Source organism: Sphingopyxis jiangsuensis, assembly GCF_016734905.1.
In the GTDB taxonomy this organism is placed as follows: Bacteria; Pseudomonadota; Alphaproteobacteria; order Sphingomonadales; family Sphingomonadaceae; genus Sphingopyxis; species Sphingopyxis jiangsuensis.
The window spans coordinates 52,501-79,492 of sequence record NZ_JAERPO010000003.1; the positions used below are offsets into that span (position 1 = coordinate 52,501).

Sequence of the window (26,992 nt, forward strand, 5' to 3'; positions counted from 1 at the left end):
GTAGCATAGGTGGGAGGCTTTGAAGCCAGGTCGCCAGATCTGGTGGAGCCATAGGTGAAATACCACCCTGTTGTTTTCTGATGTCTAACCTCGATCCATGAAACTGGATCAGGGACCCTCTGTGGCGGGTAGTTTGACTGGGGCGGTCGCCTCCTAAAGAGTAACGGAGGCGCGCGATGGTAGGCTCAGGACGGTTGGAAACCGTCTGCGAGAGTGCAATGGCATAAGCCTGCCTGACTGCGAGACTGACGAGTCGAGCAGAGACGAAAGTCGGTCATAGTGATCCGGTGGTCCCGAGTGGAAGGGCCATCGCTCAACGGATAAAAGGTACGCCGGGGATAACAGGCTGATGATTCCCAAGAGCTCATATCGACGGAATCGTTTGGCACCTCGATGTCGGCTCATCACATCCTGGGGCTGGAGCAGGTCCCAAGGGTTTGGCTGTTCGCCAATTAAAGTGGTACGTGAGCTGGGTTCAGAACGTCGTGAGACAGTTTGGTCCCTATCTGCCGTGGGCGTCGAAATTTGAGAGGAGTTGACCCTAGTACGAGAGGACCGGGTTGAACATACCTCTGGTGTACCTGTCGTGGCGCCAGCCGCGCAGCAGGGTAGCTATGTATGGACGGGATAACCGCTGAAAGCATCTAAGCGGGAAGCCTCCCTCAAGATAAGATTTCACAGAGCCGTGGAAGACCACCACGTTGATAGATCGGATGTAGAAGCGCGGTAACGCGTGGAGCTAACCGATACTAATTGCTCTATTCGCACTTAAGAGTCCCGCCATCAACGACAGGCCTGATGGGCTTGTCCGCGATAGTGGATGATTGATCAGACAGTATTGCACGGACATCGATTGAAACCCTTTTGACCTACGCCGGCTTCATTGCTTGGTGACCATGGCGTCAGTGACCCACCCGATCCCATCTCGAACTCGGCCGTGAAACCTGACAGCGCCGATGGTACTGTGGCTTAAGCCCCGGAAGAGTAGGACGTCGCCAGGCATTGCAGCCGGCGTAAGGTCGAAATGGAAAACCCATTCACAAAGTCAGGGCGGCGTTGGCCGCCCTTTGCTGTTTTCACGGCTCCCATCGGGGGCTCGTGTGACTGGTTGACGCGGGATGGAGCAGCCCGGTAGCTCGTCAGGCTCATAACCTGAAGGTCGTAGGTTCAAATCCTACTCCCGCAACCAACACCAACCCGCTGACCCATTGGGCAGCGGGTTTTTTCGTGTGCGTTGCTGCTCGGTTTCGCCTTTCAGAACTGATACGCCACGCCGCCGCCGGCGAGCCACTGGTTACGGCTGCCCGCGATGCTGACGATCGGCGAATCGCCGAACCGGCCGAGCATCCGGCCATATTGCGCCCCGCCGACCAGCACGAAACCTTTGCGCAAGTCGCCCGACAGCGCATAGGCGCCCGCCATGCCAAGGGTGTATTTGCCGAGTGTCGCCTTCCGTCCGGCGCGGTCATAGACCGGCAAGCCACTCGCGGCACTGCCCGCCGGATCGATATCGTAATAATAGCCGCCGAAGCCCTTGCCATAGAGGTTGACCGACGCCGAAACGCCGACATAGGCGCGCTTTGACAGCGGCGTGCCATAGTCGATGGTAGGCGAGATCGCCCAGCTTCCGTGGCGTCCGGATATATCCTTGAGTGCGACGACGCGGAAACCCAGCTGGTCGTAGCCGCTGGTGACGAGGCCGGTATGCGTGACACCGGCCATTACGCCCGCTTCGATCGCTAGCTTCTTTTCACCCAGCGCCTCGACCTGCGGATCCTTGATGCGCCCAGTGCGGTCGCTGCGCAGGTTGATGATCGGGCCCAATTTGACGTCGGTTTTCTCGCCGCGCCGTTGACGGACGAGATCAACCTGCAAGTTGGTGCCGCGGGTTGAAAAGGCAAAGCCGCTGACACGGCCGCGCAGGTAGAAGCCGGGCAGTATGTTGCGCTCGTCCGACCCGCTGTAGCTCGGGACGCTGACGATCCCTGCCGCGATCGAAAAATAGTCGCGCGCCCATTTGCGCTCGCCATTCTCGCCGTTCGGGGGGATGGGGGGGAGCAGAATCGCTTCGTCGATCGTTCCGCTTTCCTGCGCCAGCATAGTCGCCGAAGCGCTGCCGCTTGCCGCGGCATCTTCGCGCAAAGCGCGTGTGTCATCGAGCAGGGGATTTGGGGCCAGGGCCGCCGGTTCGCCGGCCGACGCCGACGCCGAGAAGGCGCAAGCCGCAACCGCGACGAGGCGCATGGGATCAAAACGCAGATGGGAAAGCAGTACCGCGCGGCGCATGGGTTTCCTGTCGTCATCCCTCTGGGAAGAAGTTGTATGTCATTGGCGGCACGATGCAACGACTTCGGCTTGCGGTGCGGACCATTTCGCCGCATCGTGCTGCGATGCCGTTGCTTTCGCTCGTTGCTCCTCAATGCCGCTGCATGCCGGTTGGTTCCCCACGATGACCCGGGCAGGGCGTTTTGCGGGCTATGCCATGATGGCGGTGGCAGGCCTGCTCGCGGTAGCGGCGCGGCGCGGGGTGATCGGCGACCTTGGTCCCTTTCCCGTCGTGGCGGTCGCGCTGTTTGTCGGAATGATCGGCGTGATGCTCGTCTTCACCGACCTGATGGTGCGCGGCCTTTATGCACAGATCGACGCCGCCAAACGCCGTGACGCGGATGAAAACGCAACGCGCGAATGACCCCTTTTCGTTCGACAGTATCGGCGGCAACCTTTATGACCGCGGGATGACCGACGTTCCGCATACGCCGCTGCTCGACACGGTGGATGTCCCCGCCGACCTCCGCAAGCTCAAGCCCGAACAGCTCCGCCAGTTCGCCGACGAACTGCGTTCGGAGATGATTTCGGCCGTCGGGACGACGGGCGGCCATCTGGGATCGGGCCTTGGCGTTGTCGAACTGACCACCGCAATCCACTATGTGTTCGACACCCCGCGCGACAAGCTCGTGTGGGACGTCGGGCACCAATGCTATCCGCACAAGATCGTCACCGGACGCCGCGACCGCATCCGCACGCTGCGCCAGGGCGGCGGCCTTTCGGGCTTCACCAAGCGCAGCGAGAGCGAATATGACCCGTTCGGCGCGGCGCATTCGTCGACCTCGATCAGCGCGGCGCTGGGCTTTGCGATCGCCAACAAGCTGAAGAATGAACCCGGCCGCGCGATCGCGGTGATCGGCGACGGGTCGATGTCGGCGGGCATGGCCTATGAGGCGATGAACAATGCGAAGCAGGCGGGCAACCGGCTGGTCGTCATCCTCAACGACAATGACATGTCGATCGCGCCGCCAGTGGGAGGGCTGTCGGCCTATCTCGCCAAGCTCGTCTCTTCGCGCCCCTTCCTCGAACTGCGCGAGATTGCGCGACGCTTCGCGCGCAAGCTGCCCGAGCCGCTCCACAAGGCGGCGCGCAAGACCGACGAATATGCACGCGGCATGGCGATGGGCGGCACCCTGTTCGAAGAACTGGGCTTTTATTATGTCGGGCCGATCGACGGTCATAATCTCGACCATCTGATCCCGGTGCTCGAAAATGTGCGCGACAGCGACCACGGCCCGGTGCTGATCCATGCGGTGACCAAGAAGGGCAAGGGCTATGCCCCCGCCGAGGCGTCCGCCGACAAATATCACGGTGTCCAGAAATTCGACGTCATCACCGGCGAGCAGGCGAAGGCGCCGCCGGGGCCGCCCGCTTACCAGAATGTCTTTGGCGAGACGCTTGCCAAGCTTGCGGACAGTGATCCGCGCATCGTCGCGATCACCGCGGCGATGCCGTCGGGCACCGGCGTCGACAAGTTCGCAAAGGCGCATCCGGACCGCGCGTTCGACGTCGGGATCGCCGAGCAGCATGCGGTCACCTTTGCCGCGGGGCTCGCGGCGCAGGGGATGCGGCCCTTCGCCGCCATCTATTCGACCTTCCTCCAGCGCGCCTATGACCAGGTCGTCCACGATGTCGCCATCCAGAACCTGCCGGTGCGTTTCGCGATCGACCGTGCGGGGCTCGTCGGCGCCGACGGATCGACCCATGCGGGCAGCTTCGACGTCACCTATTTGGCGACGCTGCCGAACATGGTGGTCATGGCCGCCGCCGACGAGGCCGAACTCGTCCACATGACCTATACTGCGGCCGAATATGACGATGGCCCGATCGCGTTCCGCTATCCGCGCGGCAATGGCACCGGCGTGCCGCTGCCCGACGTTCCGCAAAAGCTCGAAATCGGCAAGGGGCGCGTCGTGCGGCAGGGCAAGACCGTTGCGATCTTTTCACTGGGTACGCGCCTTGCCGAAGCGCTCAAAGCCGCCGACACGCTCGAAGCGCGCGGGCTTTCGACGAGCGTCATCGACCTGCGCTTTGCCAAGCCGCTCGACGACGAACTGATCCGCAAGACGCTCGCTGCGCATGAAGTGTGCGTGACGATCGAGGAAGGCAGCATCGGCGGTCTCGGCGCGCATGTGCTGACGCTCGCGAGCGACGAGGGGCTGATCGATGCCGGGCTGAAACTGCGCACGATGCGGCTGCCCGACATGTTCCAGGATCAGGATAAGCCCGAGCTGCAATATGAAGCCGCCGGGCTCAACGCCCCCGCAATCGTCGACACGGTGCTGAAAGCGCTGCGCCACAACAGCGCGGGCGTCGAGGAGGCGGGCGCGCGGGCGTAACGCCTGCTTAGCCCACCGGAACGATCGTCGCTTGCGCGATGGCGCAGAGCTTGGGTTCTACACCTTCATTCTCGGCCCAGACCTCGGCGCGGACGACGGCCTGGCGCTGGCCGGCGCGGACGACCTTGGCTGTCGCCAGCAGATGCGTACCCTTGGCGGGCGCGAGGAAGTTGATCGTGTAGCTGCCGGTCACGACATCGCCAACGACGCTGCTAGCGGCCCAGGCGCAGGCATTGTCGGCCATCGCGCCGACGACCGCGCCGTGCGCAAAGCCGTGATGTTGGGTGAGGTCGGGGCGCATCGCGAGCCGCAGTTCGGCCTCGCCATCGAAGACGCGCAGCGGCTCGACGCCGAGGAAGGCGGTGAAGCCCGACCCCTCGACCCCGACGCGCTTCATATAGGCGACGGCCTCGTCATTGTCGGCAAAGCGGGGACCGTGCATGGGGAGAATCCTTATTTAGTCTGATATGCAGACCAAATGCCGCTTGCCCCCGTGCCGCGTCAAGTCTTAAAAGAAGACTTATGAAGGAATATGTCGCCTCGCGGTCGCCTTGTCCGATCGGGCGCGCCTCGCGCCTGCTCGGCGATCGCTGGGTGCTGCTGATCCTGCGCGAAGCCTTTGTCGGGCGCGACCGGTTCGAGGATTTCGTCGAGCGGCTCGGCATTTCGCGCGCAGCGCTGACCTCGCGGCTCGGCTGGATGATCGAGGCGGGAGTGATCGAGCGCGTACCGCCCGAGGGCCGCCGCGCGCGCTATCGCCTCACTCCTGCGGGCGAGGCACTGCGGCCAACCTATGAGGCGATCAGGGCGTGGGGCGACGAATGGCTGCCGCGTGCCGGGGACGGAGGGGGCGGGGGGCAGAGCCTCACGTCATCGTCATCCCGGACTTGATCCGGGATCCATTTTCCCGACATTGCATAAATGGATCCCGGATCAAGTCCGGGATGACGAACCTTGGGAATAACAGCTCCCCACCCCAAAGCCGTCATCGGCCTTGGCGGCAGAGAGCCATAATCGCGATTGGAAATGGCCGGTTGCCTTACGCGCCCGGTATTGCCGCGCTCGCGTCGCGGCCGTCGCCTTCGGGGGCGGCGATGATGTCGCGGACGGTCAGCCCCTTGTCGACGACCTGCGTGTCGGGGCTACCGATCTGGCTGCGGATGCCGGGATCGGCGCGGGTGCCGTCGGCGCTGCCGATGATCGCGGCTTCGGTCGCGCTGCGCGGTGCGGCGCCGCCGAAGAGCGCGCGCAGCGTCTGCTCGGCGGTCGATTCGCCGCCGGGACGCGCCGCGCCGGGTGCCGGCGGGGTGAGCGAGAAATCGGGCGGTACGACGAGCGGCGCCTGGCGCGACACGCGCATTTCGTCGGGACGGTCGCGGTTGAACAGGCTGTTCGACCCGCACGCCGACAGCGTGGTCGCGAAAATCGTGGCGGCTAGGAAGGCGGTGGTCCGGTTCACGTCAAAAATACTCCTATGCGCCCCGTTTATTCTTTGGCGGCCTGCTCGGCTGCCGGAGGGGCCTTTTCGCCCAAGAGCAGCGCGCGCGCAACCAGCAAAAGCACGCCGACGCTGATGCAGGCATCGGCGACGTTGAAGATCATGAAAGGGCGAAAATCGCCGAAATGCAGGTCGGCGAAATCGACGACATAGCCGAACCGCACCCGGTCGAGGATATTGCCGATCGCCCCGCCGAGGATCAGCGCGAGCGCGAGGACGTCGCCGCGCGCCTTTTCGCGCGCCATCCAGAAGGCGACTGCCCCCGCGACGAGCGCGGTCACCGCGACGAGCGTCCAGCGTGTCGTGTCGGTGCAACTGGCGAACATCGACAGCGAAATCCCGCAATTTTCCGCCCAGGTCAGGTTGAAGAAACTGGTCAGCTCGATCATCCCATAGGGCTTGGTCTCGAGCGACAGGGGGACGATGACGACCCATTTGCTGGTCTGGTCGAGAATGAAGGCGAGCGCGGCGACGATCAGGCCAAAGCGCAGGTACGGCGAACGGGTGCTGCTCATCAGGCGTCCAATACCGTCTCGCAGCGATTGCACAAGGCGCCGTCGCTCTCGACCTCGGGCAGATGGCGCCAGCAGCGACCGCATTTGTGGTGGGTGGTTGGCTTGATTGAAATGCCCTCGTGGCCGGCCTCGAGATGTACGATTCCGGAAATGAAGATTTCGGCCAGATAGGCGCGGTCAAGATTGCGGAGAATAACTTCCAAGTCACTCATGGTGACTTCCGCTTCGAGGCTGGAACGCACGATCTTTTCGCGGCGGACAGGCTCAATCGCTTCGGTCACCTTGCCGCGCAACTCCCGAAGTTCCGCATTCCGAATGACGAGATCTTTGTCTCGTTCGAACGACGGGAGCGTCGGCCACTCCAGCAAATGCACGCTACCCGCATCGGGATAGCGCGTGCTCCAAACCTCTTCGGCGGTGAACACGAGCACCGGCGCCGCGTAGCGGATCAGCGCGTGGAACAGCGTGTCGAGTACGCTGCGATAGGCGGCGCGTTCGGGGGTCTGGTATCCGGTCGCGACATTGACGTCGCAATAGAGCCGGTCCTTGCGGATATCGAAGTAAAAGGCCGACAGATCCTCGTTGCAGAAATCGGCGAGCGCGCGCGTATAGGCGTTGAAGTCGAAATCATCGACCGCGCGCGCGAGCTTTGCGTCGAGGTCGGCGAGCAGCGAGAGCATATAGCGTTCGAGCTCGGGCATTGCCGCGACGTCGGTGACGCGTTCTTCTTCGGTAAAGCCGTCGAGCGCGCCCAAGAGGTAGCGGAAGGTGTTGCGCAGCTTGCGATACTGGTCGGCGACGCCCTTCAGAATCTCGTCGCCGATGCGGTGATCCTCGGTGAAATCGACCGACAGCGCCCACAGGCGGATGATGTCGGCGCCGTTGGTTTCCATCACCTTGATCGGGCTGATCGTGTTGCCAAGCGACTTCGACATTTTCATGCCCTTGGCATCCATGGTGAAGCCGTGGGTCAGCACCGCCTTGTACGGCGCGCGGCCGCGCGTGCCGCAGCTTTCGAGCAGCGAGGACTGGAACCAGCCGCGATGCTGGTCGCTGCCTTCGAGGTAAAGGTCGGCGCTGTGGGTGCCGCCGTCGCGGCGGACGAGCGCCGGCCATTTGCCGCTTTCGAGCACAAAGGCGTGGGTGCAGCCCGAATCGAACCAGACGTCGAGGATGTCAGTGATGCGCTCATAATCGGCGGCGTCATAGTCCGGCCCAAGATACTCCTGCGCGCGCGCGTCACTCCACGCGTCGACGCCGCCCTCCTTCACCGCGGCGACGATGCGCGCGTTGACCGCCGCGTCGACGAGATATTGGCCGGTTTGGCGGTGGACGAAAAGCGTGATCGGCACCCCCCACGCGCGCTGGCGCGACAGAACCCAGTCGGGGCGCCCCTCGACCATCGACCCGATGCGGTTGCGCCCCTTGGCGGGGACGAAGCGCGTGTCGGCGATCGCACGCATCGCGGTCTGGCGCAGCGTTTCGCCGTCGCCTTGGGCGGCGCGGATTTGCGCTTCGTCGGCGCAGCGCGGGGTGTCGCGGTCGATGACTTTGTCCATCGGCACGAACCATTGCGGGGTGCAGCGGAAGATGATCTTTGCCTTCGAGCGCCAGCTGTGCGGATAGCTGTGCTTATAGTCGGCGCTGGCGGCGAGCAGGCCGCCGGCGTCGCGCAGGTCGGTGCAGATCGGGCCGTCGGGGGCGTTGAACTTGGGGTTGATGACGCTGCCCTGACCGCCGAGCCAGCCCCAGTCGTCGCGATATTTGCCGTCGCCCTCGACCGCGAACACGGGGTCTAGCCCGTTCGCCTTGCACAGGTCGAAGTCGTCTTCGCCATGGTCGGGCGCCATATGGACGAGCCCGGTGCCGCTGTCGGTGGTGACGAAATCGCCCGCGAGGAAGGGGCGCGGGCGCGCGAAGAAGCCGCCGAGCGCGTGCATCGGGTGGCGCGCGATGGCACCCCGTAGTGCGTCGTTGGATAGCGCCGACTCCAAAGTCAGCTCAAGGCCTGAACGGGCCGCAAAAGCCGGTGCCAACGTCTGAGACAAAACATAGCGCCGCCCGTCAGAGGCGTTAAATACTCCGTAACATGCTGAATAGTCGATCTGCTCAAGCGCAGGATTGTAGGCTATCGCTTGGTTTACGGGGATGGTCCAAGGGGTTGTGGTCCAGATTATCGCGAAAGCGCCGACCAACTTCGGGACCTCAGGCGCTTCTGTGATCTCGAACGCCACATCGATCTGCGTGCTCGTGATATCCTCATATTCGACCTCGGCCTCGGCGAGTGCGGTTTTTTCGACCGGCGACCACATCACCGGCTTGGCGCCGCGATAGAGCTGGCCGCTCTCCGCGAACTTCATCAGCTCGCGGACGATCGTTGCCTCGGCCTCATAATCCATCGTCAGGTACGGATTGTCCCAGTCGCCGCCGATGCCGAGGCGCTTCAACTGCTCGCGCTGGACGTCGACCCAATGCTGCGCATAGGCGCGGCATTCGGCGCGGAATTCCTCGACCGGGACCTCGTCCTTGTTGAGCTTTTTCTTGCGATACTGCTCCTCGACCTTCCATTCGATCGGCAGGCCGTGGCAGTCCCAGCCGGGGACGTAGGGCGCGTCCTTGCCCTTGAGCGTCTGGGTGCGGACGACCATGTCCTTCAGGATATGGTTGAGCGCATGGCCGATGTGCATGTCGCCATTGGCATAGGGCGGGCCGTCGTGGAGGATGAACTGCTCGCGGCCCTGCCGCGCCGCGCGGATCTGTCCTTCGAGGTTGGCTTCGAGCCACTTCGCCAGAATCGCCGGTTCCTTCTGCGGCAGGCCGGCTTTCATCGGAAAGTCGGTCTTGGGCAGGAAGACGGTGTCGCGATAGTCGCGGGCTTCGGTCGCAGGCGTGTCGGTCATGGTGCGCGGCGCTTAGCGCAAGTGGGGCGGAATAGTCACGTTTAAGTTGATGGATCACCTTTCGAGGAACACCACGGGCGTCTGGGCCCCGGCTTTCGCCGGGGATCACGAATTGGCAGTCCCGCTTTGTGATCCCCGGCGAAAGCCGGGGCCCAGATGGTCAGCGCAAAAGCTCAAAATAGAGATCGCGCCAGTCGGGGTTGGCGGATTCGATCAATTCGATCTTCCACGCCCGTTTCCACTCCTTCATCTGAACCTCGCGGCGGCGGGCGTCGTGGAGATTGTCGAAATGCTGATGCCAGACGAGCATCTTAAGTCCGTATTTGCTGGCAAAGCCCTCGATCAAGTCTTCGCGGTGCTGTCTTATCCGTTGGGCAAGGTTGCTGGTCGCGCCGATATAGAGAGTGCCGTTGCGCTTGTTGGTGAGGATATAGACCCAGCCCTGTTTCATGGCGCGCCGCTAAAATGGGCCCCGCTTTCGCCGGGGTTCACCCTGTCCGGAAAGCGGATTGAGCGGGCAGCTCGCAGGGTTGTTACTTCTGTCGAGGCCGCAGCGCCGGGCCGACTTCGCGGATATTGTCGACCCAGATATAGCCGTTGAAGCTCGCGGGAACCTTGGCGAGCTGGCGGGGATCGGTCAGCCCCTCGTTCGACTTGCCGCTTTCATACGGACCAAAGACGATGACGCGCGCACCGACGCTGTCCATGCGCGCGATCAGCCGGTCGGGCCAGCCCCAGAACGCCCATTGATAGTTGATCGGGATGGCGAGCGCGCCGTTCCGGCAGCTTTCGGGAACAAAGCCGGTCCAGCCATAGGTGATATAGTCCTTGCTGCACGCGCGCGCGTCGCGCTGGAGGTCGAAGGACCAGCTGCCGGGCATCAATTCGCGCATTCGCTTGACCGGTGCGGCGCCGCCATAAAAGGCGTCGCCCAGTTTGACGCTGTCGCGGCCCGACGCTTTCAGTATCGCGAAAAGCTGGTCGGCTTCGCCCGCATCCTTCGATTTGAAGTTGAACAGGATCGGGTGGACCGGAAGCGCGGCGAGGCCTTCCTCGACCGTTGGTATCTTGCCGATACCCTTTCCGCGCAGCGGAAAGCTCTTGCCCCCGTCGGCGGTATAGCCATGGCCGATGTCGAGCCGCTTGAGCTGGGCAAGCGTCAGGTCGCGCGTGTTGCCATGACCATCGGTGCGGCAATCGACCGTCCAGTCGTGGAACAGCACCATGCGCCCGTCCTTCGTCGGCGCGACGTCGATCTCGACCATGTTCGCGCCGAGCCCGACCGCCCAGCGCATCGAATCCGGGGTATTCTCGAAAACCTCATGATCGGGCGGCAACGCATGCGCCGCCGTGCAGGTGTCGCGACCGATCGCGGCGCGCTTGTCATAGAGATGATAAACGCCGCGATGCGCGATCAGGCGGGCTTTTCCTTCGGGATCGGGCGCGAGGAAACTCGCGTTCGACAAGGTCAGCCACGCGACGAGCGCAGCGAACAACCAGAGCATGATCCTGGTGCTGCGTTTCATCGGCTTCTTGGGCGGGCCTTCGAGCCCCGCGGCCCAATCCTGTTCGTCCGTCATGCGCCCCCTTCGTCATTCCGGACATGTTCCGGAACCCACTTCTACGCCGCCGTATGACCCCGGGATCAGTCCGGGGCGACGATGCCGCTATATGTCGGCGAGTAGCGCTTTTGCTGCGTCGCAATCCACTGCGATTTGTTCCATTAATGCAGCCATATCGTTGAACTTCGCTTCGCCGCGGATGAAGGCGTGGAAGGCAACGTCGATTTCCTGGCCATACAGATCGCCGTCGAAATCGAAGAAATGCGGTTCGAGCAATTCCTTGGGCGGGTCGAAGCTCGGACGGATGCCGATATTCGCCGCGCCCTTCAGGATGCGGCCTTCCGGACCTTCGCTCAGCAGGCGGCCGGTAACGGCATAGATGCCGTAGCGCGGGCGCAAATAGGTGCCGAGTTCGAGATTAGCGGTGGGAAAGCCGAGCAGGCGCCCGTTCTTGTCGCCATGCTGCACCGTGCCGCGGATTGTGAAGGGGCGCGTGAGCAGGCGTTCGGCGGTCGCGCAATCGCCCGCCTGCAAGGCTTCGCGGATGCGGCTCGACGAAATGACGGTATCGGCATCGTCGACCGGCGCGACCATTTCGGTGAAAAAGCCGAGGCGGCGGGCATGGTCGGCGAGCGTGACGACATTCCCGCCGCGCCCCTTGCCGAAGACGAAGTCGGCGCCGGTGACGACGCCCGCCGCGCCGAACCGGTCGAGGAGCAGCGCGGTGATGAAATCCTGGGCGCTTGTCGCCGCGAGCACGGCGTCAAAGGGCAGCACGAGCATCGCGTCGGCGCCCGCCGCTCCGAACAGCTCTTGCCGCTGGTTGAGCGTGGTCAGGCGAAAGGGCGCGACGTCGGGCTTGAAAAAGCGGACCGGATGCGGGTCGAAAGTCGCGACGATGCACGGTCGCCCCTCGTCGCGCGCATGGCGCACGGCGCGGCCCACGACCGCCTGATGGCCGCCGTGGAATCCGTCGAAATTGCCGAGCGCGATCACCCCGCCGCGCAGCGGCTCTTCGATGCGTTGGTGGCCGTCGAGGCGGATCATCTGCTACCGCTCCCATTCAGGAGAGGGGCAGAGAGACTTGCGAACTGGTTCGCTGGTCGCAGCGGGGTAGGCTGCGCGCAATGTGCAAGGCTGCTGGCCTCCACCCCACCCCCACCCCTGAAGGGGAGGGGCTTCATGGTGGTCGAGCCGATGTGTGGCATGGTCATGGCGCGGGCGGGCCCAAGGGAACCAGCCCCGCCCTCAACACGCGAAGCGCATTGCCGCCCATCGCGGCGCGAATCTCGTCGGTGGTGAAGCCCGCGTCGATCAGCGCCTGCGTCACCTGCACGAGCTGCGACGTGTCGAAGCGCACCGTGGTCGCGCCGTCATAGTCGCTGCCGAGCGCGACATGCGCGATGCCGACGAGGTCGCGGACATGCTTCATCGCCTTGGCAATGCTCGCGGGCGAGGTGTCGCAGATCGCCGCATCCCAATAGCCGATCCCGATCAGCCCGCCGGTCGCCGCGACGCCGCGAATCTGTTCGTCCGACAGGTTGCGGTTGACGCGGCACGTCGCCTGCACTCCGCCGTGGCTCGACACGACCGGGCGGCGCGCCATTTTCAGGACGTCGGCGACGCAGGCGCGCGAGCAATGCGCGATGTCGACGATCATGCCCTTGGCTTCCATGCGCTCGACGATGCGGCGGCCCAAGAGAGTGAGACCGCCCTTTTCGAGGCCGTGCATCGAGCCGGCGAGATCATTGTCGAAGAAATGCGTCAGTCCCGCCATGCGGAAGCCGGCGGCATAAAGCTTGTCGAGATTGGCAATCTCGCCTTCGAGGTTCTGCAGCCCCTCGATGCTGAGCATCGCGCCGACGGGAACGTCACGGCCTTCGCGCGTGGCGAGCAGCGCGTCGATGTCGGCGGGCACCGCGACGGTACGGAGCGCGCCCGGTTCGCCCGCGGCGGCGCGGTGAAGCTTTTCCGCGTGCCAAAGCGAGCGTTCGAGGAGCGAATCCCACGTCCGCAGCGGCTGGAGCTGGGCGATGGCAAGGCTGGTGATATTGTCGCTGTCGGCGCCGTTGGCGTCGTAATTCTGGTTCTTCGGTGTCTTCGTGACGCTCGACAGAATCTGCAAGGCAACATTGCCATCGCTCAGCCGCGGCAGGTCCATATGGCCGCGCTCGGCGCGGTCGGTAAAGTCGCGGCTCCACAACAAGCTGTCGCTGTGCAGGTCGACGATCGTCAGCGTCCTGTGCAACGCCTTGGCGCGTTCGCTCACTTGCGGCAGCGGCTTGCCGTCGATCTGGTTGAGGCCGCGCTCGACGATCCCGGGCGCGAGTACGAAAAAGGCAGCGGCGCCGACGACCAGAAGGAGTAGGACAAGAAGCGGCCAGCGACGCATCAGCGCCGCCTCGCGAGCGTGACGAAGCTGAAGGCAGGGCGGCCCGCGGCGTCCGCTGGATGGTCCTCGCGCGCCACCTCCTGCCAATCGGCGGCGTCGGGATAGGCGATGATCGCATCGCCCGAAGGTTCCATGGCGACCTCGGTCAGCTCGATCCGGTCGGCAAGCGGAAAGAAGAGGCGATAGATTTCGGCGCCGCCGATCACCATCACATGCGGCGCATTGGCGAGTTTCAGCGCTTCTTCGACCGTTGCCACTGGTTCAGCGCCCTCATCGTGCCAGTCGGGATGGCGGGTGAGTACGATATGGCGGCGGCCCTCGAGCACCGCGGGCAGGCTGTCGAAAGTCTTGCGACCCATGATCATCGGGCGCCCCATCGTCAGCTGTTTGAAGCGGCGGAGGTCGGTGGGAAGGTGCCACGGCATCTTGCCATCAGCCCCGATAACGCCGTTGGCGGCGCGCGCGATGATCAGCGTGATTTCGGGGTGGTTCATGCTTCGGGTTCGGCTCCGGCCCAGGTGACGTGGCCGAGCTTGCGGCCTTCGCGCACCTCGGCCTTGCCATAATGATGAACATGTGCACGGCCGTCGGCGAGCAGCGCAGGCACCGCGGCGATATCGGCGCCGATCAGATTGCGCATCACCACGGGCAGCGCCGTCGTCGCCGTGTCGCCGAGCGGCAGGCCGGCGACGGCGCGGATATGGTTTTCGAACTGGCTCGTCACCGCACCTTCGATCGTCCAATGACCGCTGTTGTGGACGCGCGGCGCCATCTCGTTGAAGATCGGACCGTCGGCACCGACGAAAAACTCGCCGGTGAGCACCCCGATATAGTCGAGCGCTTCGGCAATCTCCGCCATCAAGGCGCGCGCCGCATCCTGTTGGCCGGCGACCGCAGCCGGAGCGGGAAGCGATGATGATGCGAGAATGCCGGCGCCATGGACGTTAACCGGCGAATCCCAATAGCGCACCTCGCCGTCGATGCCGCGCACGAGCAGAACCGAAAATTCATGGGCAAAATCGACGAAGCCTTCGAGGACCGCCGGGTGGCATCCGATGGCGTCCCATGCCGCATCGGCGTCGGCAGGCGCCGCGAGCTGCGCCTGACCCTTGCCGTCATAGCCCATCCGCACGGTCTTGAGGATCGCGGGAGTGCCGACCATTTCGATGGCGGCATCGAGCGCCGTCCGGTCGGGAGCGGGCGCGAAGGGCGCGGGTCGCCCGCCGACCGACACGACGAAATTCTTCTCGGCCAGCCGATCCTGCGCGACTTCGAGCGCCGCGACACCGGGGCGCACCGCGACATGGCCCGACAGAAAGCGGACGGTGTCGACAGGAACATTCTCGAACTCGAAAGTGACGACGTCGCTGGCAGCGGCAAAGGCAGCGAGACGCGGCTCGTCGTCCCACGCAGCCTGCGTGTGATGCGCCGCGACATCGGCGGCGACGCTTTTGGAGTCGGGTGCATAGATATGGGTGCGATAGCCGAGCTGCGCCGCCGCGACGGACAGCATTCGCCCGAGCTGCCCACCGCCGAGGATACCGATCGTCGATCCGGGTGGCAGCAAGCTATTGCCCCTCGCGAACCGGAATGGCAGCGACGCTATCGCTTTGCGCGGAGCGCCAGGCGTCGAGCTTTTGCGCGAGCGCTGCGTCGTCGTTCGCAAGAAGTGCTGCGGCGAACAGCCCCGCATTGGTTGCGCCCGCCTTGCCGATAGCAAAGGTCGCGACGGGAACGCCGCCCGGCATCTGGACGATCGACAAAAGGCTGTCCAATCCGCTCAGCGCCGCCGACTGGACGGGCACGCCGAGCACCGGCACGCGCGTCATCGAAGCGACCATCCCGGGCAGGTGCGCCGCGCCGCCAGCGCCAGCGATGACGGCACGAAGCCCGCGGTCGGCCGCTCCCTTCGCATAGGCGACGAGCCTGTCGGGCGTGCGATGCGCCGAGACGATCTGGACCTCGTGCGCGATTCCGAACTCCTCGAGTATCTGGACCGCATGCGCCATCGTCGGCCAGTCCGACTGGCTGCCCATGATGACCCCGACAAGCGGTCTGCTGTCGCCCATTGAAATCCCTCCACGTCCGATGATGAATCGTCGATCCTGCTCCCCCTAGCGGCTCGCCCGCGCGTGGGCAACGCCACCGCGTCGGCTTTGCGGTCGATCGGCAAATCGGAGTGCGTTTACCTATTGGTATCATGTCCCGTTTAGGGTCAGCCACGGAACATCGATCGGTATGGGGCCGACGGGGAAAAGCGTTCATTTCGGGGACTTTGGATGGACAGCGTAGGGGGAGCACGGATCGCGGTCGACCGGACCGCCTTCGCATCCGTAGACTCCATTGACGACCAGGTGCGCGAACTGCGCCGCGAACGCGACGTCCTGCGCCGCGAAAACCGCATTCTGAAGATTGCGGTCGCCGAGCTTGAGCGCGTGTCAGAGCGCGACACGCTGACGCCACTGTTCAACCGCCGCTATTTCCTGACCGCCATTCATCAACGGCTTGCGCGGTTCGAGCGCCATGCCGAATCCGCCGCCGTGGTCTTTGTCGACGTCAACCAACTCAAGAGCATCAACGACAGCCTCGGCCATGCGGCCGGCGACTTTGCGCTGATGGAAATCGCCAACCGGCTCGCATCGTCGATTCGTGCGACCGATGTAGCGGCACGCATTGGCGGCGACGAATTCGGCCTGATCCTCGACCAGTCGACCGAAGATGGCGCGCGTGTGCAGGTCAACCGACTCTGCCATGTCTTGAGCGCCGAGCCGGCGATCTTTGACGGACACGAGATCCAATTGTCTGCCTGCTTCGGGGTTGCGATGCTCACTGCGGGGGCCACCGAGTCCGAAATCCTCGCGGCGGCCGACCGCGATATGTATCGCAGCAAGCAGCGCCAGGACGATCCTTGCGGCGACGTTTGACCCGCAACCAGTTTCCTAACCGCCCGTTAACCAAATGCGCGCATCCTCGACCAATCGAAGGGGGTGAGTGTCATGCGGGTGCAGGGCGACTATTTCCAGGATATGCACGACCGGATCACCGGGCAGATCGCGGCGCTGGCCGAAGCGTTGCCGCATTGCGCGCTTGCGCAGATTGTGCAGGGCATCGACGATATTCGCTGCCTCGCACGCGACAATGGTTTCGCGGCTGTCGAGGCGCTTGCCAGTCGGCTCGAATCGACCGTTGCGACCGGCGGACAGCGAGCGGCGATCCTGACCTATCTCGATGCCATGAGCGACGCGGCCAATGTGCCGAGCGGGCCGCTATCGGCGGCGATGCACGAAGCCTGGCTTGCTTCGGTCGCGAACCGCCTCGGCGACTGACGCCGACGCGCAGCGGCCGAGCGGGATAAGGGCATGGATGCCATCATGATCGCGCTGGTTGCGGTGTTGCTAGCCAATACAGATGGGCGCAGCGGCTCCTTCCTGTCCCGGCTGATCGCCACCCGTGACGACGGCCGTGTCGTCGTTGTGGCTGCGGCGGCAAGCTTCATCGTAAACGCGCTGGTCGCCGCGGTGGGGGGAAGTCTTCTCCACCGGATGGTCGGGCAGGGCGTTGTGGCGCTGTTCGTTGCCTTTGCGTTGGCCACGGCGGCAGTCGCGCTCCTGTGGCGTGGTCGGCTTATGCCCGACGACGGCGCGATCGTCAGCGTGCCGCCGGCGCGATTGGGCGTGCGCTTGTTGCTGCTGCAATTTGGCGATCGCAGCCACTTCCTGATCGCCGCGTTGGCGGCGACCAGCGGGGCGGGGCTGTGGGCGGCCGCAGGTGGGTTTGTCGGCTGGCTGCTCGCGACTTTGCCCTTTTTCGCATTTGGTCCAGCGCTCGCGGCGACGGAGCTGGTTCGCTATGTTCGCCTGTTGAGTGCTGCGCTTCTCGCGATCTGGGCGGCCGCAACCACGCTGCGGGCCTTTGGATTAATCGCCGAAAGCGCGTGATTGCATTTGTTTCATCGAGTTTGTCGATGATAGTGGCAGGCAGCATTTGTGGGAAAAATCCGTTGCGACGCCCTATATGGGGGCAAAGCAAAGGAAAGGATTCTCCCATGCCCCAGCAGAACCAGCCTGCCGTCGTCGATGCGCTCAATGCGCTGCTTGCCGACAGCTATGCGCTCTACCTCAAGACCAAGAATTACCACTGGCATGTGCAGGGACCGCGCTTCCGCCAGTTGCACCTGCTGTTCGACGAGCAGGCTGCCCAAATCCTTGCGACCACCGATTTGATTGCCGAGCGCGTGCGCAAAAATGGCGCGGTGACGCTGCGGTCGATTGGCGAGGTCGGTCGCCGTCAGACGATTCGCGATGACGACGCCGAAAAGGTCGATGCCGACACGATGGTGCGCAACCTTGCCGCCGACAATGAAACGCTTCTCGCGCAGATCAAGGCGGCGAAAGCTGCCGCAGAGGAGCAAGGCGACATTGCGACGAGCGGCCTGGTCGATGGTTGGGCCGACGAGACCGAGCAACGCATCTGGTTCCTGAAAGCAACGCTCGACGGATAAAAAAAGGGGCGGCCCTCGAAAGGACCGCCCCCATTTCATTCCTGGACGGAAATTATTGTTCGGGCTGAATATTCACGGCAGCGAACTTGCCGCGGTCGTCGACTTCGATATCGAACGCGACGCGGTCGCCCTCTTCGAGCCCGGCCATGCCCGCGCGCTGAACCGCGCTGATATGGACGAAGGCGTCGGCCTGCCCATCGTCGCGTGCGATGAAGCCGAAGCCCTTGGTCGTGTTAAAGAACTTCACGGTGCCCGACGCGCGTTCGCCGGTCAGTTGACGACGACCGCGGGCGCCGCCTGCGGGTCGATCCTCGCGCGGGCGCGGGGCGAATTCTTCGACCGGCATCGGTTCGCCCTCGATCTTGAGGTCGATGGCCGACACCTTGCCGTTGCGCTCGACGAGCGTGAAGCCGAGCGGCTGCCCAGAGGCAAGACCCTGCAGACCCGCCTGCTCGACGGCGCTGATGTGGACGAAGACATCTTCGCCGCCGTCATCGCGTGCGATGAAGCCAAAGCCTTTCGCGGGGTTGAAGAATTTTACCTGGCCCTGGCCCTCGCCGACGACCTGCGCCGGCATGCCGCCGCCGCGTCCACCACCGAAGCCGCCGCCTCCGCCTCCGCCGCCGCCGAAGCCGCCGCGATCACCGCCGCCGAATCCTCCGCGATCGCGATCGCCAAAACCGCCACCGCGATTGCCGCCGCCAAAGCTGTCGCCGCTGTAGGGCGCGGGTTCGAAGCTGTCGAAATTGCCGAAATCATCGCGCTTGCCGCGTCCGCGATGGCCACGGCGATCCTTGTTGAAACTCATTGCTTAGTAGTCGCTTTCGGTTCGTCCGCACCCCATTCAACCGGCTCATTGCGCCGGACGGGGACGCAGTTCACCATGGGCACAGACTCGCCCCGTGCCGCTAACGGCGCAAGATATAGCCTAATTGCGTCAGGTCTGCGAACAGAAAATTCACAGCCGTGCCAGCGGCTTTCACGGCATTTCACGGATGGAGCGCGGCGACGGCGGTGCCCCGCAAAACCAGTCATTGAGCGGCGCGGCGGCTTGGCCTAAGGCGGCTGGCATGACAGTCTATTTTCATGAAGAGGATCTGCCGGAGGGCGTGCTGGGTTCGGGCGCCGTTGCGGTCGATACCGAGACGATGGGGCTCAACCCGCTGCGCGACCGGTTGTGTCTCGTCCAGATCAGCGACGGGTCGGGCGACGAGCATCTGGTCCGCTTCGGCCCTGGAAGCACATATGACGCGCCGGTTCTCAAGGCGATACTTTCTGATGCTAACCGGCTGAAACTGTTTCATTTTGCGCGATTCGACATCGCCGCCCTGCAGCATGCGCTCGGCATCGTCACGGCACCCGTCTATTGCACCAAGATCGCGTCCAAGCTTGTGCGCACATACACCGACCGTCACGGGCTGAAGGAACTGGTCCGCGAACTGCTGGGACAAGAGGTGTCGAAGCAGCAGCAGTCGAGCGACTGGGGCGCCACCGAATTGTCCGAAGCGCAGCGCGACTATGCGGCGAGCGATGTGCGCTTTCTCCATGCAATGAAGGAGGTGCTCGACGCTCGGCTCGCGCGCGAAGGGCGCGCCGAATTGGCGCAGGCCTGCTTCGATTTCCTGCCGACGCGCGCGGCGCTCGACCTTGCCGGTTGGCCCGAGGTCGATATTTTCGCGCACAGCTAGGTCTCCGAGTCGCATGTCCGAACGCGCCGACCTCGATCGCACGATGCGCCGGATCTGGGCGGCGAGCGGGTCGAGTCACGACCGGGTGATCCGCATCTTGCGCTATGGTCTGCCGTTGCTGATCGGCGTCATTACGGCGATCCTTGTTTTTTCGCCTTTCACCCAGCGCGCCGAGATCAGCTTTCTGCTCGCGAAGGACAAGGTCGAGGTCGCCAAGGAGCGGATGCGCGTCACGCGTGCCGAATATCGCGGGCAGGACGAAAAGGGGCAGCCTTTCGCGCTCGTGGCAGGTAGCGCGGTGCAGCAAAGCTCGACCGAGCCAGTGGTGCTCATGCGTCAGCTATCGGGCGCGATCAACCTTGCCGAGGGGCCGGCAACCATAGCCGCGGCGCAGGGCGCCTATGATATGGAAAGCGAAACGGTCGCGGTTCCCGGTACGGTGCAGGTGCGCAGCGCCGACGGCTATCGGATCGACGCGAGCAATGTCGCGCTCGACCTTAAGGGGCGCAGCCTCGTCGGGCGCGGCGGCGTCGACGGCACATTGAACATCGGTCGCTTTTCGGCCAATCAACTCACCGCCGATCTCGATACGCGTATCGTGCGGCTGTCGGGCAATGCCCGGCTGCGGATCAACCAGGGAGTGATCAAATGACCCGCCTATCGTCCATCCGGAGCCTTGCGCTTGCTGGCGCCGGCTTTGCGCTGACCGGCCTCGCGATGCTGTCGGTCGGCAGCGGCGATGCGGCGCAGGCGCAGGCGCTGGCCAACCACAACAGCAATGCGCCGGTCGATTTCGCGGCGGGGACGATCGAGGTGCAGGACCGTGCCGACCGCGTCGTGCTCGCGGGCAATGTCCGCGTGACGCAGGCGGGTCTGACCGTCACCGCGCCGCGCATGACGGTCGCCTACACGCGCGCCGGCGGCACCGACGTCAATCGGCTCGACGCGACCGGCGGGGTGACGGTGGTGAAGGGCGACGAGCGCGCGTCGGGCAATGTCGCCATTTACGACCTCGACCGGCGGCTGATCACGATGGTCGGCAATGTCGAGCTGCGCCAACGCGGCAACCGCCTGTCGGGCGGACGGCTTGTCATCGACCTCAACAGCGGCCGCGCGACTGTCGACGGGCGCGGCGCGGCGCGCGGACCTGACGGCAATCCGGTCGAAGGCGGCACGGGCGGCCGCGTGACGGGGACCTTCACGGTTCCGGAAAGAAAGCAGTAACCAGCTTCCTTCGCAGATTTGAAACCACGCCGCGCGACTATCGCCGCAGGGACCAGATGATTTGCGGCGCTCCGGGGGGGCGGCGTCGCATAGCGAAAGCCAGCCCCCATGCCCCTTTCCGCCTTCCTTCCGCGCCGTCGCCCGATGTTCGGTCACCGCAAGACCGATCCTGCCGCGCCTGCGGTGACCGGGCCGACGAGCGACGAGCGCCGCCTGATCGAGCGGATCATTCGTCACAGCGGCCCGCGACCGCCGCAATAGGAATATCGCTGGTTGGCGTTCGGCGCCCGCGCCCCTACATGGGGCGCGCATGCCGCCCGATACCGCCACCTCCGCCGATACGGGCCGCGAGCCTCCCGTCCTTGCGACGCTGAAGCGATTCCTTCCCTATCTGTGGCCTGCGGGGAATGGCGGGCACAAGCTGCGCATCGTCCTCGCGGCGCTGATCGTCCTCGCGTCGAAGGGCGTACAGCTGTCGATGGGCTTCCTCTATGGTGCGGCGATCGACCGGATGGCGCCGGGGATGGAGGAGGGGATCGCGCTCGCGATCGGGCTGGTCCTCGCCTATGCGGGCGCACGCTTTGCCGGCGTGCTGTTCGACAATCTTCGCAATGTTGTGTTCGAGCGCGTCGGGCAGGATGCGACGCGCGAGCTGGCAATCGCGACCTTCACGCATTTGCATGCGCTGAGCTTGCGCTTCCACCTTGCGCGGCGAACGGGCGAGGTGACGAAGGTGATCGAGCGCGGGACCAAGAGCATAGACACGATGCTCTATTTCCTGCTGTTCAACATTGCGCCGACGATCATCGAGCTCGCGGCAGTGCTCATCATCTTCTGGACCAAGTTCAGTTTTGGCCTTGCAAGCGCGACCGCGCTGATGGTCGTTGTCTATATCATCTTCACGCGGCGCGTGACCGACTGGCGCAATGCGCTACGTACGCGGATGAACGACCTCGACACGCTCACTGTCGGGCGTAGCGTCGACAGCCTGCTCAATTACGAGACGGTCAAATATTTCGGAGCCGAAGCGCGCGAGACGGCGCGCTATCGCGACGTCGCCGACCAATATGCCCGCGCCGCGGTGAAAAGCGAGAACAGCCTCGCCTGGCTCAACATCGGGCAGAGCCTGATCACCAACGCCGCAATGGCGGGGGCGATGGCCTATACGGTGTGGGGATGGTCGCGCGGCGAATTTGCCGTCGGCGACGTCGTGCTCGTCAACACGCTGCTCGCGCAGCTTTTCCGCCCGCTCGACATGCTCGGTATGGTCTATCGCATCATCCGCCAGGGCCTGATCGACATGGAGGCGATGTTCCGCCTGATCGACACGCCGTCCGAGATTGCCGACACGCCGGGCGCGGCGGCGCTCGTCGTGAACGGCGGAGCAGTGATGTTCGAGAATGTGGTGTTCGGCTACGAGCCCGACCGCACGATCCTGAACGGCGTCAGCTTTGCTGTCGGCGCGGGCGAGACGCTGGCGATCGTCGGGCCGTCGGGTGCGGGCAAGTCGACGATCGCGCGGCTCTTGTTCCGTTTCTATGACCCGCAGGGCGGGCGCGTGACAATTGACGGACAGGATATCAAGGCGGTGACGCAAGCCAGCCTGCGCGCGGCGATCGGCATCGTTCCGCAGGATACGGTGCTGTTTAACGACAGCATCGGCTATAACATCGCCTATGGCCGCGAGGACGCGAACGCCGAAGAAGTCGCTGCCGCGGCCGAGGGCGCCGCGATCGACGACTTCATCGCCACGCTGCCGCAAGGTTATGAGACCGAGGTAGGCGAGCGCGGTCTCAAGCTGTCGGGCGGCGAGAAGCAGCGCGTCGCAATTGCGCGCACGCTGCTTAAAAACCCGCCGGTGCTGATTTTGGACGAGGCGACGAGCGCGCTCGACAGCCGCACAGAGGCGGCGATTCAGGGCACGCTCGACCGCATCGCGCAACGCCGCACGACGCTGGTGATCGCGCACCGCCTGTCGACGGTGACGGGCGCCGACCGGATCATCGTGCTGGATAAGGGCCATGTCGCGGAGACGGGGACGCACGACCAACTGCTGCGCATGCGCGGGCTCTACGCCGACATGTGGGCGCGGCAACAGGCGGAGGTTGAGGAGGGGACGGTATAATTTTCTGCGCCGCTTTGCCGACTGGGGCCACGGACGAGTTTGATCGGATTGTGGGACAAAATTTATGGCGAGAAACGCGCCGTCGAATATTTGAGACAAGCGCCGCAAGGTGGCACGACCAGAATTTGTCCGTCCGGTCGTGCCCAGGCTGCTGACCTGCTGCTACCGCGGTGATGAATGTCCCATGGGCTTGCGTTCGCGGTCGGGATAGCGACCATGCGCCACCGTACGACACCAATAGCGATTTTTAGCGCCGGGCTTGGTGAACGAAGCAATCCCGCACGTGCACGGATCGAAAGACAAAAGCTGGGCGCTACCTAACTGGTTCTGCGCATTTCGCTTCGTTTTTTCGCATGCCTCGGATTCTGTCGCGCCATAGATTTGGGCCTTGCGTTCGATGTCCTTGGCCATTGCACCACCGGCAAGGGCCAATGTTGCAAGCCCCGCGGCCGCTATAATGATTGTCTTCATGATCAATCTCCCTTCGACAGCATGTGTGCGTGTTCATGTGCAAGGTATTGGGTCGCCTCGCATGGGGAAAATATGCGCTGTGCCGGGAGCAGTCTTTGCCTAGCCGTTGAATAATTGTGAAAAATATGAATGATATATAATTCAATGAGTTAGATCATGTGCAAGAGTGATGCGACGGGGGATTGCGCGTTGGCACGGTTGTAGCCATGCCATCGCCCGGACAGCGCGGCCGCACAATGCAATTCAGTTTTCACTTTTCTCAGTATATTGGCCGCGACATTTTAACTGGGTTCGAACGACGCGCACATCGTCGCCCCGATTTTAGCCAATCGATCTCGCAAAAATAGTCCTTGACTGCCTCTCTATAATTCCATAGTTCGACAATCATCGAATTATAGAGGCCGATATGGAGTCCGAACCCGTCATTCGCGCCTTAAGCGCGCTTGCGCAGGAGCATCGCCTCGCGCTGTTCCGGCTGCTGGTGCAGGCGGGGCCTGAGGGCTTGGCAGCGGGGGCGATTGCCGGGGCTTTGGGGGTGCCCGCATCCTCCTTGTCGCACCATCTGACTCAGCTCACCAATGCGGGGCTGATCGTGCAGCGGCGCGAGAGCCGGTCGCTGATCTATTCGGCTGACTATCGCGCGATGAACGCGCTCGTCGGCTTCCTCATGGAAAATTGCTGCGGTGGCGGGGCCTGCGCGCCCGACACCGCGTGCGAACCCATTACAGACGAAGAAAGGAAAAGCGCATGAGCCGTTTTCATATGCACGTCGGCGTTGCCGACCTGGACAAGTCGATTGCCTTTTACACGGGACTTTTCGGCGCGACACCGAGCGTGACGAAGGATGATTATGCCAAATGGATGCTCGACGATCCGCGCATCAATTTCGCCATCTCGGTGCGCGACGGCGCGCATCGCGGGGTCGAACATGTCGGGATCCAGGTCGAGGATGCCGACGAGCTCGCCGCGGTCTATGGCCGGCTCAAGGATGCGGGCGCGCCGGTGCTCGAGGAAGGCGCGACGACCTGTTGCTATGCCAAGTCCGAAAAAAGCTGGATCGCCGATCCCGACGGCGTCGTGTGGGAAGCGTTTCTGACCAATGGCGAAGCCACCGTTTATGGCGACAGCCCCGATTTCGCGCCGCTCGCATCGCCTGCGGCGGCCGAAGGAAGTTGCTGCGTCCCGGCCGCGGCCAAGCCCGCTCCCGCCACCTGCTGTTGACGCCATGGCGGGGGCGAAGCCGGGGATTTTGGTGCTGTGCACGGGCAATTCGGCGCGCAGCATCTTGGGCGAAGCGCTGATCGCGCGCATGGGTGAAGGCCGCGTGCGCGCCTTTAGCGCGGGCAGCCAGCCCAAGGGTGCGCCGCACCCGGCGGCGCTGCGGCTGCTCGCTGCGAAGGGCTATGATATGGCGGCGTTCCGGTCGAAAAGCTGGGACGAGTTTGCAGCACCCGGCGCGCCGCGAATCGACATTGCCATCACCGTCTGCGGCAACGCGGCGGGAGAAGCCTGCCCGTTGTTCGTCGGCGCTCCCGTGCGCGCGCATTGGGGTCTCGCCGACCCTGCCGATACTCCGGGCGGCGAAGCAGCGGAGGATGCCGCCTTTGCCGAAACCTGGCGCCTGCTCGAGGCGCGCGCAACGGCAATGTTTGCGCTGCCAATCGAGACGATGGGGCGCAACGAATTGCGCGAGGCGCTGGGGCATATCGGCAAGATGGAGGGCGCGGCATGACGCAGGGGCTTTCGCGCAGCCTGCTCGCCGAAGGGCTCGGCAGCTTTTTCCTGTTCGCGACCGTCGTCGGCTCAGGCGTGATGGCCGAGCAATTGTCGGGCGGCAATGTCGGGATCGCGCTTCTCGCCAACGCGCTTGCGACCGGCGCCATCCTGTTCGTGCTCATCGCGATGCTCGGCCCCGTGTCGGGCGCGCATTTCAACCCGGCGGTTACGCTCGTGATGGCGCTCGGCCGCGCAATCGCGCCGCGCCGCGCTCTCCTTTATGTCACAATGCAGATTGTTGGCGGCATTTTGGGGGTGTGGGCGGCGCATCTGATGTTCGACCTGCCGATCGTCCAATTCTCGGCAAAGGCGCGCACCGGCGCGGGGCAATGGGCGGGTGAGTTCATCGCGACCTTTGGCCTCATCCTCACCATCATCGGCACGCTGCGTCACCGCGCCGAATGGGTCGCGCCGAGCGTCGCGCTCTATATCACCGCGGCATATTGGTTCACCTCGTCGACCAGCTTTGCCAATCCGGCGATTGCGGTCGCGCGCAGCCTGTCGAACAGCTTTGCCGGCATCGCGCCCGCCGATGTCCCGGCCTTTATCGCTGCACAGCTTGCGGGGGCGGTCGCGGCTTACGCTATCGCGCGCTCGCTCTTCTCTCCCGCGGCCGATTAGCGGGGGTCGATCCTAAGCGCCGCGAGGATGGCGCCCAGCGGAACAAGCTTGAAATTCTGCGGCGCCTTGCGTCCCTTTTCGTCGCGATTTTTCCCGTCGTGCGCGACGAAAAGCCCGCCCGGCCATCGCGGTCCGAAATCGCCCGCATGCAGGGCGATGCCGTCGGTTTCCTCGGTTCCGTCGATGGCGCCGCCGCGAATCCGAAAACTGCCGACGAACGCGCCGTCGGGGACATGGAACACCGAATAGCTGTCGTCGCCCTGGTTCGACGCGAAAAGAAAGCCGCGCGTCGCCCCAACAGGAAGCAGCGCTAGCCCTTCGGCGTCCTTATGAAGATGGACACCATCGACATCGGCGATCTTGATGGGCGCCATCGGCCGGTCAGGGGCGGTGTTTATGCGCCAGATGGCTACTTTGTCCTCAGCGACATAGAGCTGGCCGCTGCGGTCGTCGACGACGCAGCCTTCGCTTCGGCTCTCGAGGTCGAAGCGGCGCAAGACACGGCCCCGCGCCGGCAGGGTTGCAAGGTCGAGCGCGACCTGTTCGACGATCCCTTCCTTATAGACCATGAAGGCGTCGATCGCGTCGCCCCGCCGATGGAGACAAAGGCCATAGGCCTGGCCATCGGGAAGCGCGACCGTGCCGATCGGGACCAGCGCGGGCGCCGCGGGGTCGAGTCGGAACAGGTGGAGCAGCGGGTCGTCCTTGTCGCTCCGGTCCGATGCCGCGACGAGCGTCGCGCGCGCTCCCGCGATCGGCACATCGTCGCGCAGGTCGACATTGTTGATGTCGCCCAATCGCTGAAAGGCGAGCAGCCGGCCCGACAGGTCGTGGATCGCGAGCCCCGCCTTCTTGTCGGTCGAGATGACGAGGCTTGCCGCGGGATCGGCCGGATTGCGCCAGATCGCCGGATCGTCGGCGCGGTCGCCGCGGCTGTCGGTGACCGGCGCGGTTTCGACGCGCGCGGGAATTTCGGGCAGCGGGCGACCTCCCGGCTGGTGCGTCGCGGACAGAAGCGCCGCGAGAAGGAACGATAAAGGCATAGCGGACCTCAA

General features: G+C 64.2%; 30 protein-coding genes, 1 tRNA gene and 2 rRNA genes (1 of these 33 cut by a window edge). 18 read left to right on the forward strand and 15 right to left on the reverse strand.

What is annotated here, in order from left to right:
• From JI743_RS13160 to JI743_RS13170, 3 genes are all read left to right on the forward strand, one after another.
• A 23S ribosomal RNA gene (locus JI743_RS13160) occupies positions 1–772 on the forward strand (it extends 2,019 nt beyond the left edge of the window).
• A gap of 114 nt (positions 773–886) precedes the next feature.
• Positions 887–1,001, forward strand: a 5S ribosomal RNA gene (gene rrf, locus JI743_RS13165).
• A gap of 111 nt (positions 1,002–1,112) precedes the next feature.
• A tRNA-Met gene (locus JI743_RS13170) sits at positions 1,113–1,189 on the forward strand.
• 65 nt (positions 1,190–1,254) lie between these two features.
• On the opposite strand, the gene JI743_RS13175 is transcribed toward JI743_RS13170, so the two are convergent.
• On the reverse strand, positions 1,255–2,142 hold the full coding sequence (locus tag JI743_RS13175; protein ID WP_201928812.1) for a MipA/OmpV family protein: 888 nt from the start codon (positions 2,140–2,142) through the stop codon (positions 1,255–1,257).
• Positions 2,143–2,449: 307 nt separating this feature from the next.
• On the opposite strand from JI743_RS13175, the gene JI743_RS13180 reads away from it, so the two are divergent.
• A complete protein-coding gene (locus JI743_RS13180) occupies positions 2,450–2,689 on the forward strand; it encodes a hypothetical protein (RefSeq protein ID WP_201928813.1) in 240 nt (79 codons plus the stop codon).
• Between the two features lie 46 nt (positions 2,690–2,735).
• The gene (gene dxs, locus JI743_RS13185) at positions 2,736–4,664 is read left to right on the forward strand and encodes a 1-deoxy-D-xylulose-5-phosphate synthase (RefSeq protein ID WP_201929090.1); all 1,929 of its coding nucleotides are present in this window, start codon (positions 2,736–2,738) and stop codon (positions 4,662–4,664) included.
• A gap of 7 nt (positions 4,665–4,671) precedes the next feature.
• Here dxs and JI743_RS13190 read toward each other — a convergent pair whose 3' ends face one another.
• Entirely contained in the window at positions 4,672–5,106 is a 435-nt protein-coding gene (locus tag JI743_RS13190) for a PaaI family thioesterase (protein WP_201928814.1), read from the reverse strand.
• An 80-nt stretch (positions 5,107–5,186) separates the two neighbouring features.
• On the opposite strand from JI743_RS13190, the gene JI743_RS13195 reads away from it, so the two are divergent.
• On the forward strand, positions 5,187–5,555 hold the full coding sequence (locus tag JI743_RS13195; protein WP_201928815.1) for a winged helix-turn-helix transcriptional regulator: 369 nt from the start codon (positions 5,187–5,189) through the stop codon (positions 5,553–5,555).
• A 148-nt stretch (positions 5,556–5,703) separates the two neighbouring features.
• Here the strand turns inward: JI743_RS13195 and JI743_RS13200 are convergent, their stop codons facing one another.
• From JI743_RS13200 to purE, 10 genes are all read right to left on the reverse strand, one after another.
• Complete coding sequence (locus JI743_RS13200) at positions 5,704–6,123, reverse strand: DUF3035 domain-containing protein (RefSeq protein WP_201928816.1); 420 nt, start codon at positions 6,121–6,123, stop codon at positions 5,704–5,706.
• A gap of 26 nt (positions 6,124–6,149) precedes the next feature.
• Positions 6,150–6,677 carry a signal peptidase II gene (gene lspA / locus JI743_RS13205; protein WP_201928817.1) on the reverse strand — a complete coding sequence of 176 codons (528 nt, stop codon included), beginning with the start codon at positions 6,675–6,677 and terminating at the stop codon, positions 6,150–6,152.
• Entirely contained in the window at positions 6,677–9,577 is a 2,901-nt protein-coding gene (gene ileS, locus JI743_RS13210; protein ID WP_201928818.1) for an isoleucine--tRNA ligase, read from the reverse strand. The genes lspA and ileS overlap by 1 nt, the downstream gene beginning before the upstream one ends.
• A 160-nt stretch (positions 9,578–9,737) precedes the next feature.
• The gene (locus tag JI743_RS13215) at positions 9,738–10,028 is read right to left on the reverse strand and encodes a GIY-YIG nuclease family protein (RefSeq protein WP_201928819.1); all 291 of its coding nucleotides are present in this window, start codon (positions 10,026–10,028) and stop codon (positions 9,738–9,740) included.
• An 82-nt stretch (positions 10,029–10,110) separates the two neighbouring features.
• Positions 10,111–11,157: a glycerophosphodiester phosphodiesterase family protein gene (locus tag JI743_RS13220; protein WP_201928820.1), complete on the reverse strand. Its 1,047-nt coding sequence runs from the start codon at positions 11,155–11,157 to the stop codon at positions 10,111–10,113.
• 87 nt (positions 11,158–11,244) lie between these two features.
• Complete coding sequence (locus JI743_RS13225) at positions 11,245–12,186, reverse strand: bifunctional riboflavin kinase/FAD synthetase (protein ID WP_201928821.1); 942 nt, start codon at positions 12,184–12,186, stop codon at positions 11,245–11,247.
• A gap of 163 nt (positions 12,187–12,349) precedes the next feature.
• Positions 12,350–13,531 carry a dipeptidase gene (locus JI743_RS13230; RefSeq protein WP_201928822.1) on the reverse strand — a complete coding sequence of 394 codons (1,182 nt, stop codon included), beginning with the start codon at positions 13,529–13,531 and terminating at the stop codon, positions 12,350–12,352.
• On the reverse strand, positions 13,531–14,025 hold the full coding sequence (locus JI743_RS13235; protein WP_201928823.1) for a dihydrofolate reductase: 495 nt from the start codon (positions 14,023–14,025) through the stop codon (positions 13,531–13,533). The genes JI743_RS13230 and JI743_RS13235 overlap by 1 nt, the downstream gene beginning before the upstream one ends.
• Positions 14,022–15,098: a 5-(carboxyamino)imidazole ribonucleotide synthase gene (locus tag JI743_RS13240; protein ID WP_201929137.1), complete on the reverse strand. Its 1,077-nt coding sequence runs from the start codon at positions 15,096–15,098 to the stop codon at positions 14,022–14,024. The genes JI743_RS13235 and JI743_RS13240 overlap by 4 nt, the downstream gene beginning before the upstream one ends.
• 1 nt (position 15,099) lies before the next feature.
• Complete coding sequence (gene purE / locus JI743_RS13245; protein ID WP_201928824.1) at positions 15,100–15,600, reverse strand: 5-(carboxyamino)imidazole ribonucleotide mutase; 501 nt, start codon at positions 15,598–15,600, stop codon at positions 15,100–15,102.
• Between the two features lie 210 nt (positions 15,601–15,810).
• Here purE and JI743_RS13250 point away from each other — a divergent pair, with 210 nt between their 5' ends.
• From JI743_RS13250 to JI743_RS13265, 4 genes are all read left to right on the forward strand, one after another.
• Positions 15,811–16,455, forward strand: a complete 645-nt coding sequence (locus tag JI743_RS13250; protein ID WP_201928825.1) for a GGDEF domain-containing protein — start codon at positions 15,811–15,813, stop codon at positions 16,453–16,455.
• A 72-nt stretch (positions 16,456–16,527) separates the two neighbouring features.
• The gene (locus JI743_RS13255) at positions 16,528–16,857 is read left to right on the forward strand and encodes a hypothetical protein (protein ID WP_201929092.1); all 330 of its coding nucleotides are present in this window, start codon (positions 16,528–16,530) and stop codon (positions 16,855–16,857) included.
• Positions 16,858–16,890: 33 nt separating this feature from the next.
• A complete protein-coding gene (locus JI743_RS13260; protein ID WP_201928826.1) occupies positions 16,891–17,469 on the forward strand; it encodes a TMEM165/GDT1 family protein in 579 nt (192 codons plus the stop codon).
• A 107-nt stretch (positions 17,470–17,576) separates the two neighbouring features.
• Entirely contained in the window at positions 17,577–18,032 is a 456-nt protein-coding gene (locus tag JI743_RS13265; protein ID WP_201928827.1) for a Dps family protein, read from the forward strand.
• A 52-nt stretch (positions 18,033–18,084) separates the two neighbouring features.
• Here JI743_RS13265 and JI743_RS15350 read toward each other — a convergent pair whose 3' ends face one another.
• Positions 18,085–18,840: a cold-shock protein gene (locus JI743_RS15350; protein WP_201928828.1), complete on the reverse strand. Its 756-nt coding sequence runs from the start codon at positions 18,838–18,840 to the stop codon at positions 18,085–18,087.
• A 262-nt stretch (positions 18,841–19,102) separates the two neighbouring features.
• Between JI743_RS15350 and JI743_RS13275 the strand changes: the two genes are divergently transcribed.
• The 4 genes from JI743_RS13275 to JI743_RS13295 all read left to right on the forward strand — a co-directional run bounded on the left by JI743_RS13275 (position 19,103) and on the right by JI743_RS13295 (position 23,069).
• Positions 19,103–19,720 carry a ribonuclease D gene (locus JI743_RS13275; RefSeq protein ID WP_201928829.1) on the forward strand — a complete coding sequence of 206 codons (618 nt, stop codon included), beginning with the start codon at positions 19,103–19,105 and terminating at the stop codon, positions 19,718–19,720.
• A 13-nt stretch (positions 19,721–19,733) separates the two neighbouring features.
• Positions 19,734–20,372 carry an LPS export ABC transporter periplasmic protein LptC gene (gene lptC, locus JI743_RS13280; RefSeq protein ID WP_201928830.1) on the forward strand — a complete coding sequence of 213 codons (639 nt, stop codon included), beginning with the start codon at positions 19,734–19,736 and terminating at the stop codon, positions 20,370–20,372.
• Between the two features lie 65 nt (positions 20,373–20,437).
• Positions 20,438–20,944, forward strand: coding sequence for an LptA/OstA family protein (locus JI743_RS13285; protein WP_390881096.1), 507 nt, complete (start codon positions 20,438–20,440; stop codon positions 20,942–20,944).
• Positions 20,945–21,254: 310 nt separating this feature from the next.
• Positions 21,255–23,069, forward strand: a complete 1,815-nt coding sequence (locus tag JI743_RS13295; RefSeq protein WP_201928833.1) for an ABCB family ABC transporter ATP-binding protein/permease — start codon at positions 21,255–21,257, stop codon at positions 23,067–23,069.
• 162 nt (positions 23,070–23,231) lie between these two features.
• Here the strand turns inward: JI743_RS13295 and JI743_RS13300 are convergent, their stop codons facing one another.
• A complete protein-coding gene (locus tag JI743_RS13300; RefSeq protein ID WP_201928834.1) occupies positions 23,232–23,540 on the reverse strand; it encodes a hypothetical protein in 309 nt (102 codons plus the stop codon).
• A 406-nt stretch (positions 23,541–23,946) separates the two neighbouring features.
• Here JI743_RS13300 and JI743_RS13305 point away from each other — a divergent pair, with 406 nt between their 5' ends.
• Genes JI743_RS13305 through JI743_RS13320 form a run of 4 tightly spaced genes read left to right on the forward strand, consistent with a single transcriptional unit; the run spans position 23,947 to position 25,937 of the window.
• A complete protein-coding gene (locus tag JI743_RS13305; protein ID WP_201928835.1) occupies positions 23,947–24,291 on the forward strand; it encodes an ArsR/SmtB family transcription factor in 345 nt (114 codons plus the stop codon).
• Positions 24,288–24,761, forward strand: a complete 474-nt coding sequence (locus tag JI743_RS13310) for an ArsI/CadI family heavy metal resistance metalloenzyme (RefSeq protein WP_201928836.1) — start codon at positions 24,288–24,290, stop codon at positions 24,759–24,761. The genes JI743_RS13305 and JI743_RS13310 overlap by 4 nt, the downstream gene beginning before the upstream one ends.
• A gap of 4 nt (positions 24,762–24,765) precedes the next feature.
• A complete protein-coding gene (locus tag JI743_RS13315) occupies positions 24,766–25,272 on the forward strand; it encodes an arsenate reductase ArsC (RefSeq protein WP_201928837.1) in 507 nt (168 codons plus the stop codon).
• Complete coding sequence (locus JI743_RS13320) at positions 25,269–25,937, forward strand: aquaporin (protein WP_201928838.1); 669 nt, start codon at positions 25,269–25,271, stop codon at positions 25,935–25,937. Before JI743_RS13315 ends, JI743_RS13320 begins: the two co-directional genes overlap by 4 nt.
• On the opposite strand, the gene JI743_RS13325 is transcribed toward JI743_RS13320, so the two are convergent.
• Complete coding sequence (locus JI743_RS13325; RefSeq protein ID WP_236660004.1) at positions 25,934–26,980, reverse strand: phytase; 1,047 nt, start codon at positions 26,978–26,980, stop codon at positions 25,934–25,936. The two genes, JI743_RS13320 and JI743_RS13325, sit on opposite strands and share 4 nt — an antisense overlap.
• Positions 26,981–26,992: the final 12 nt, after the last annotated feature.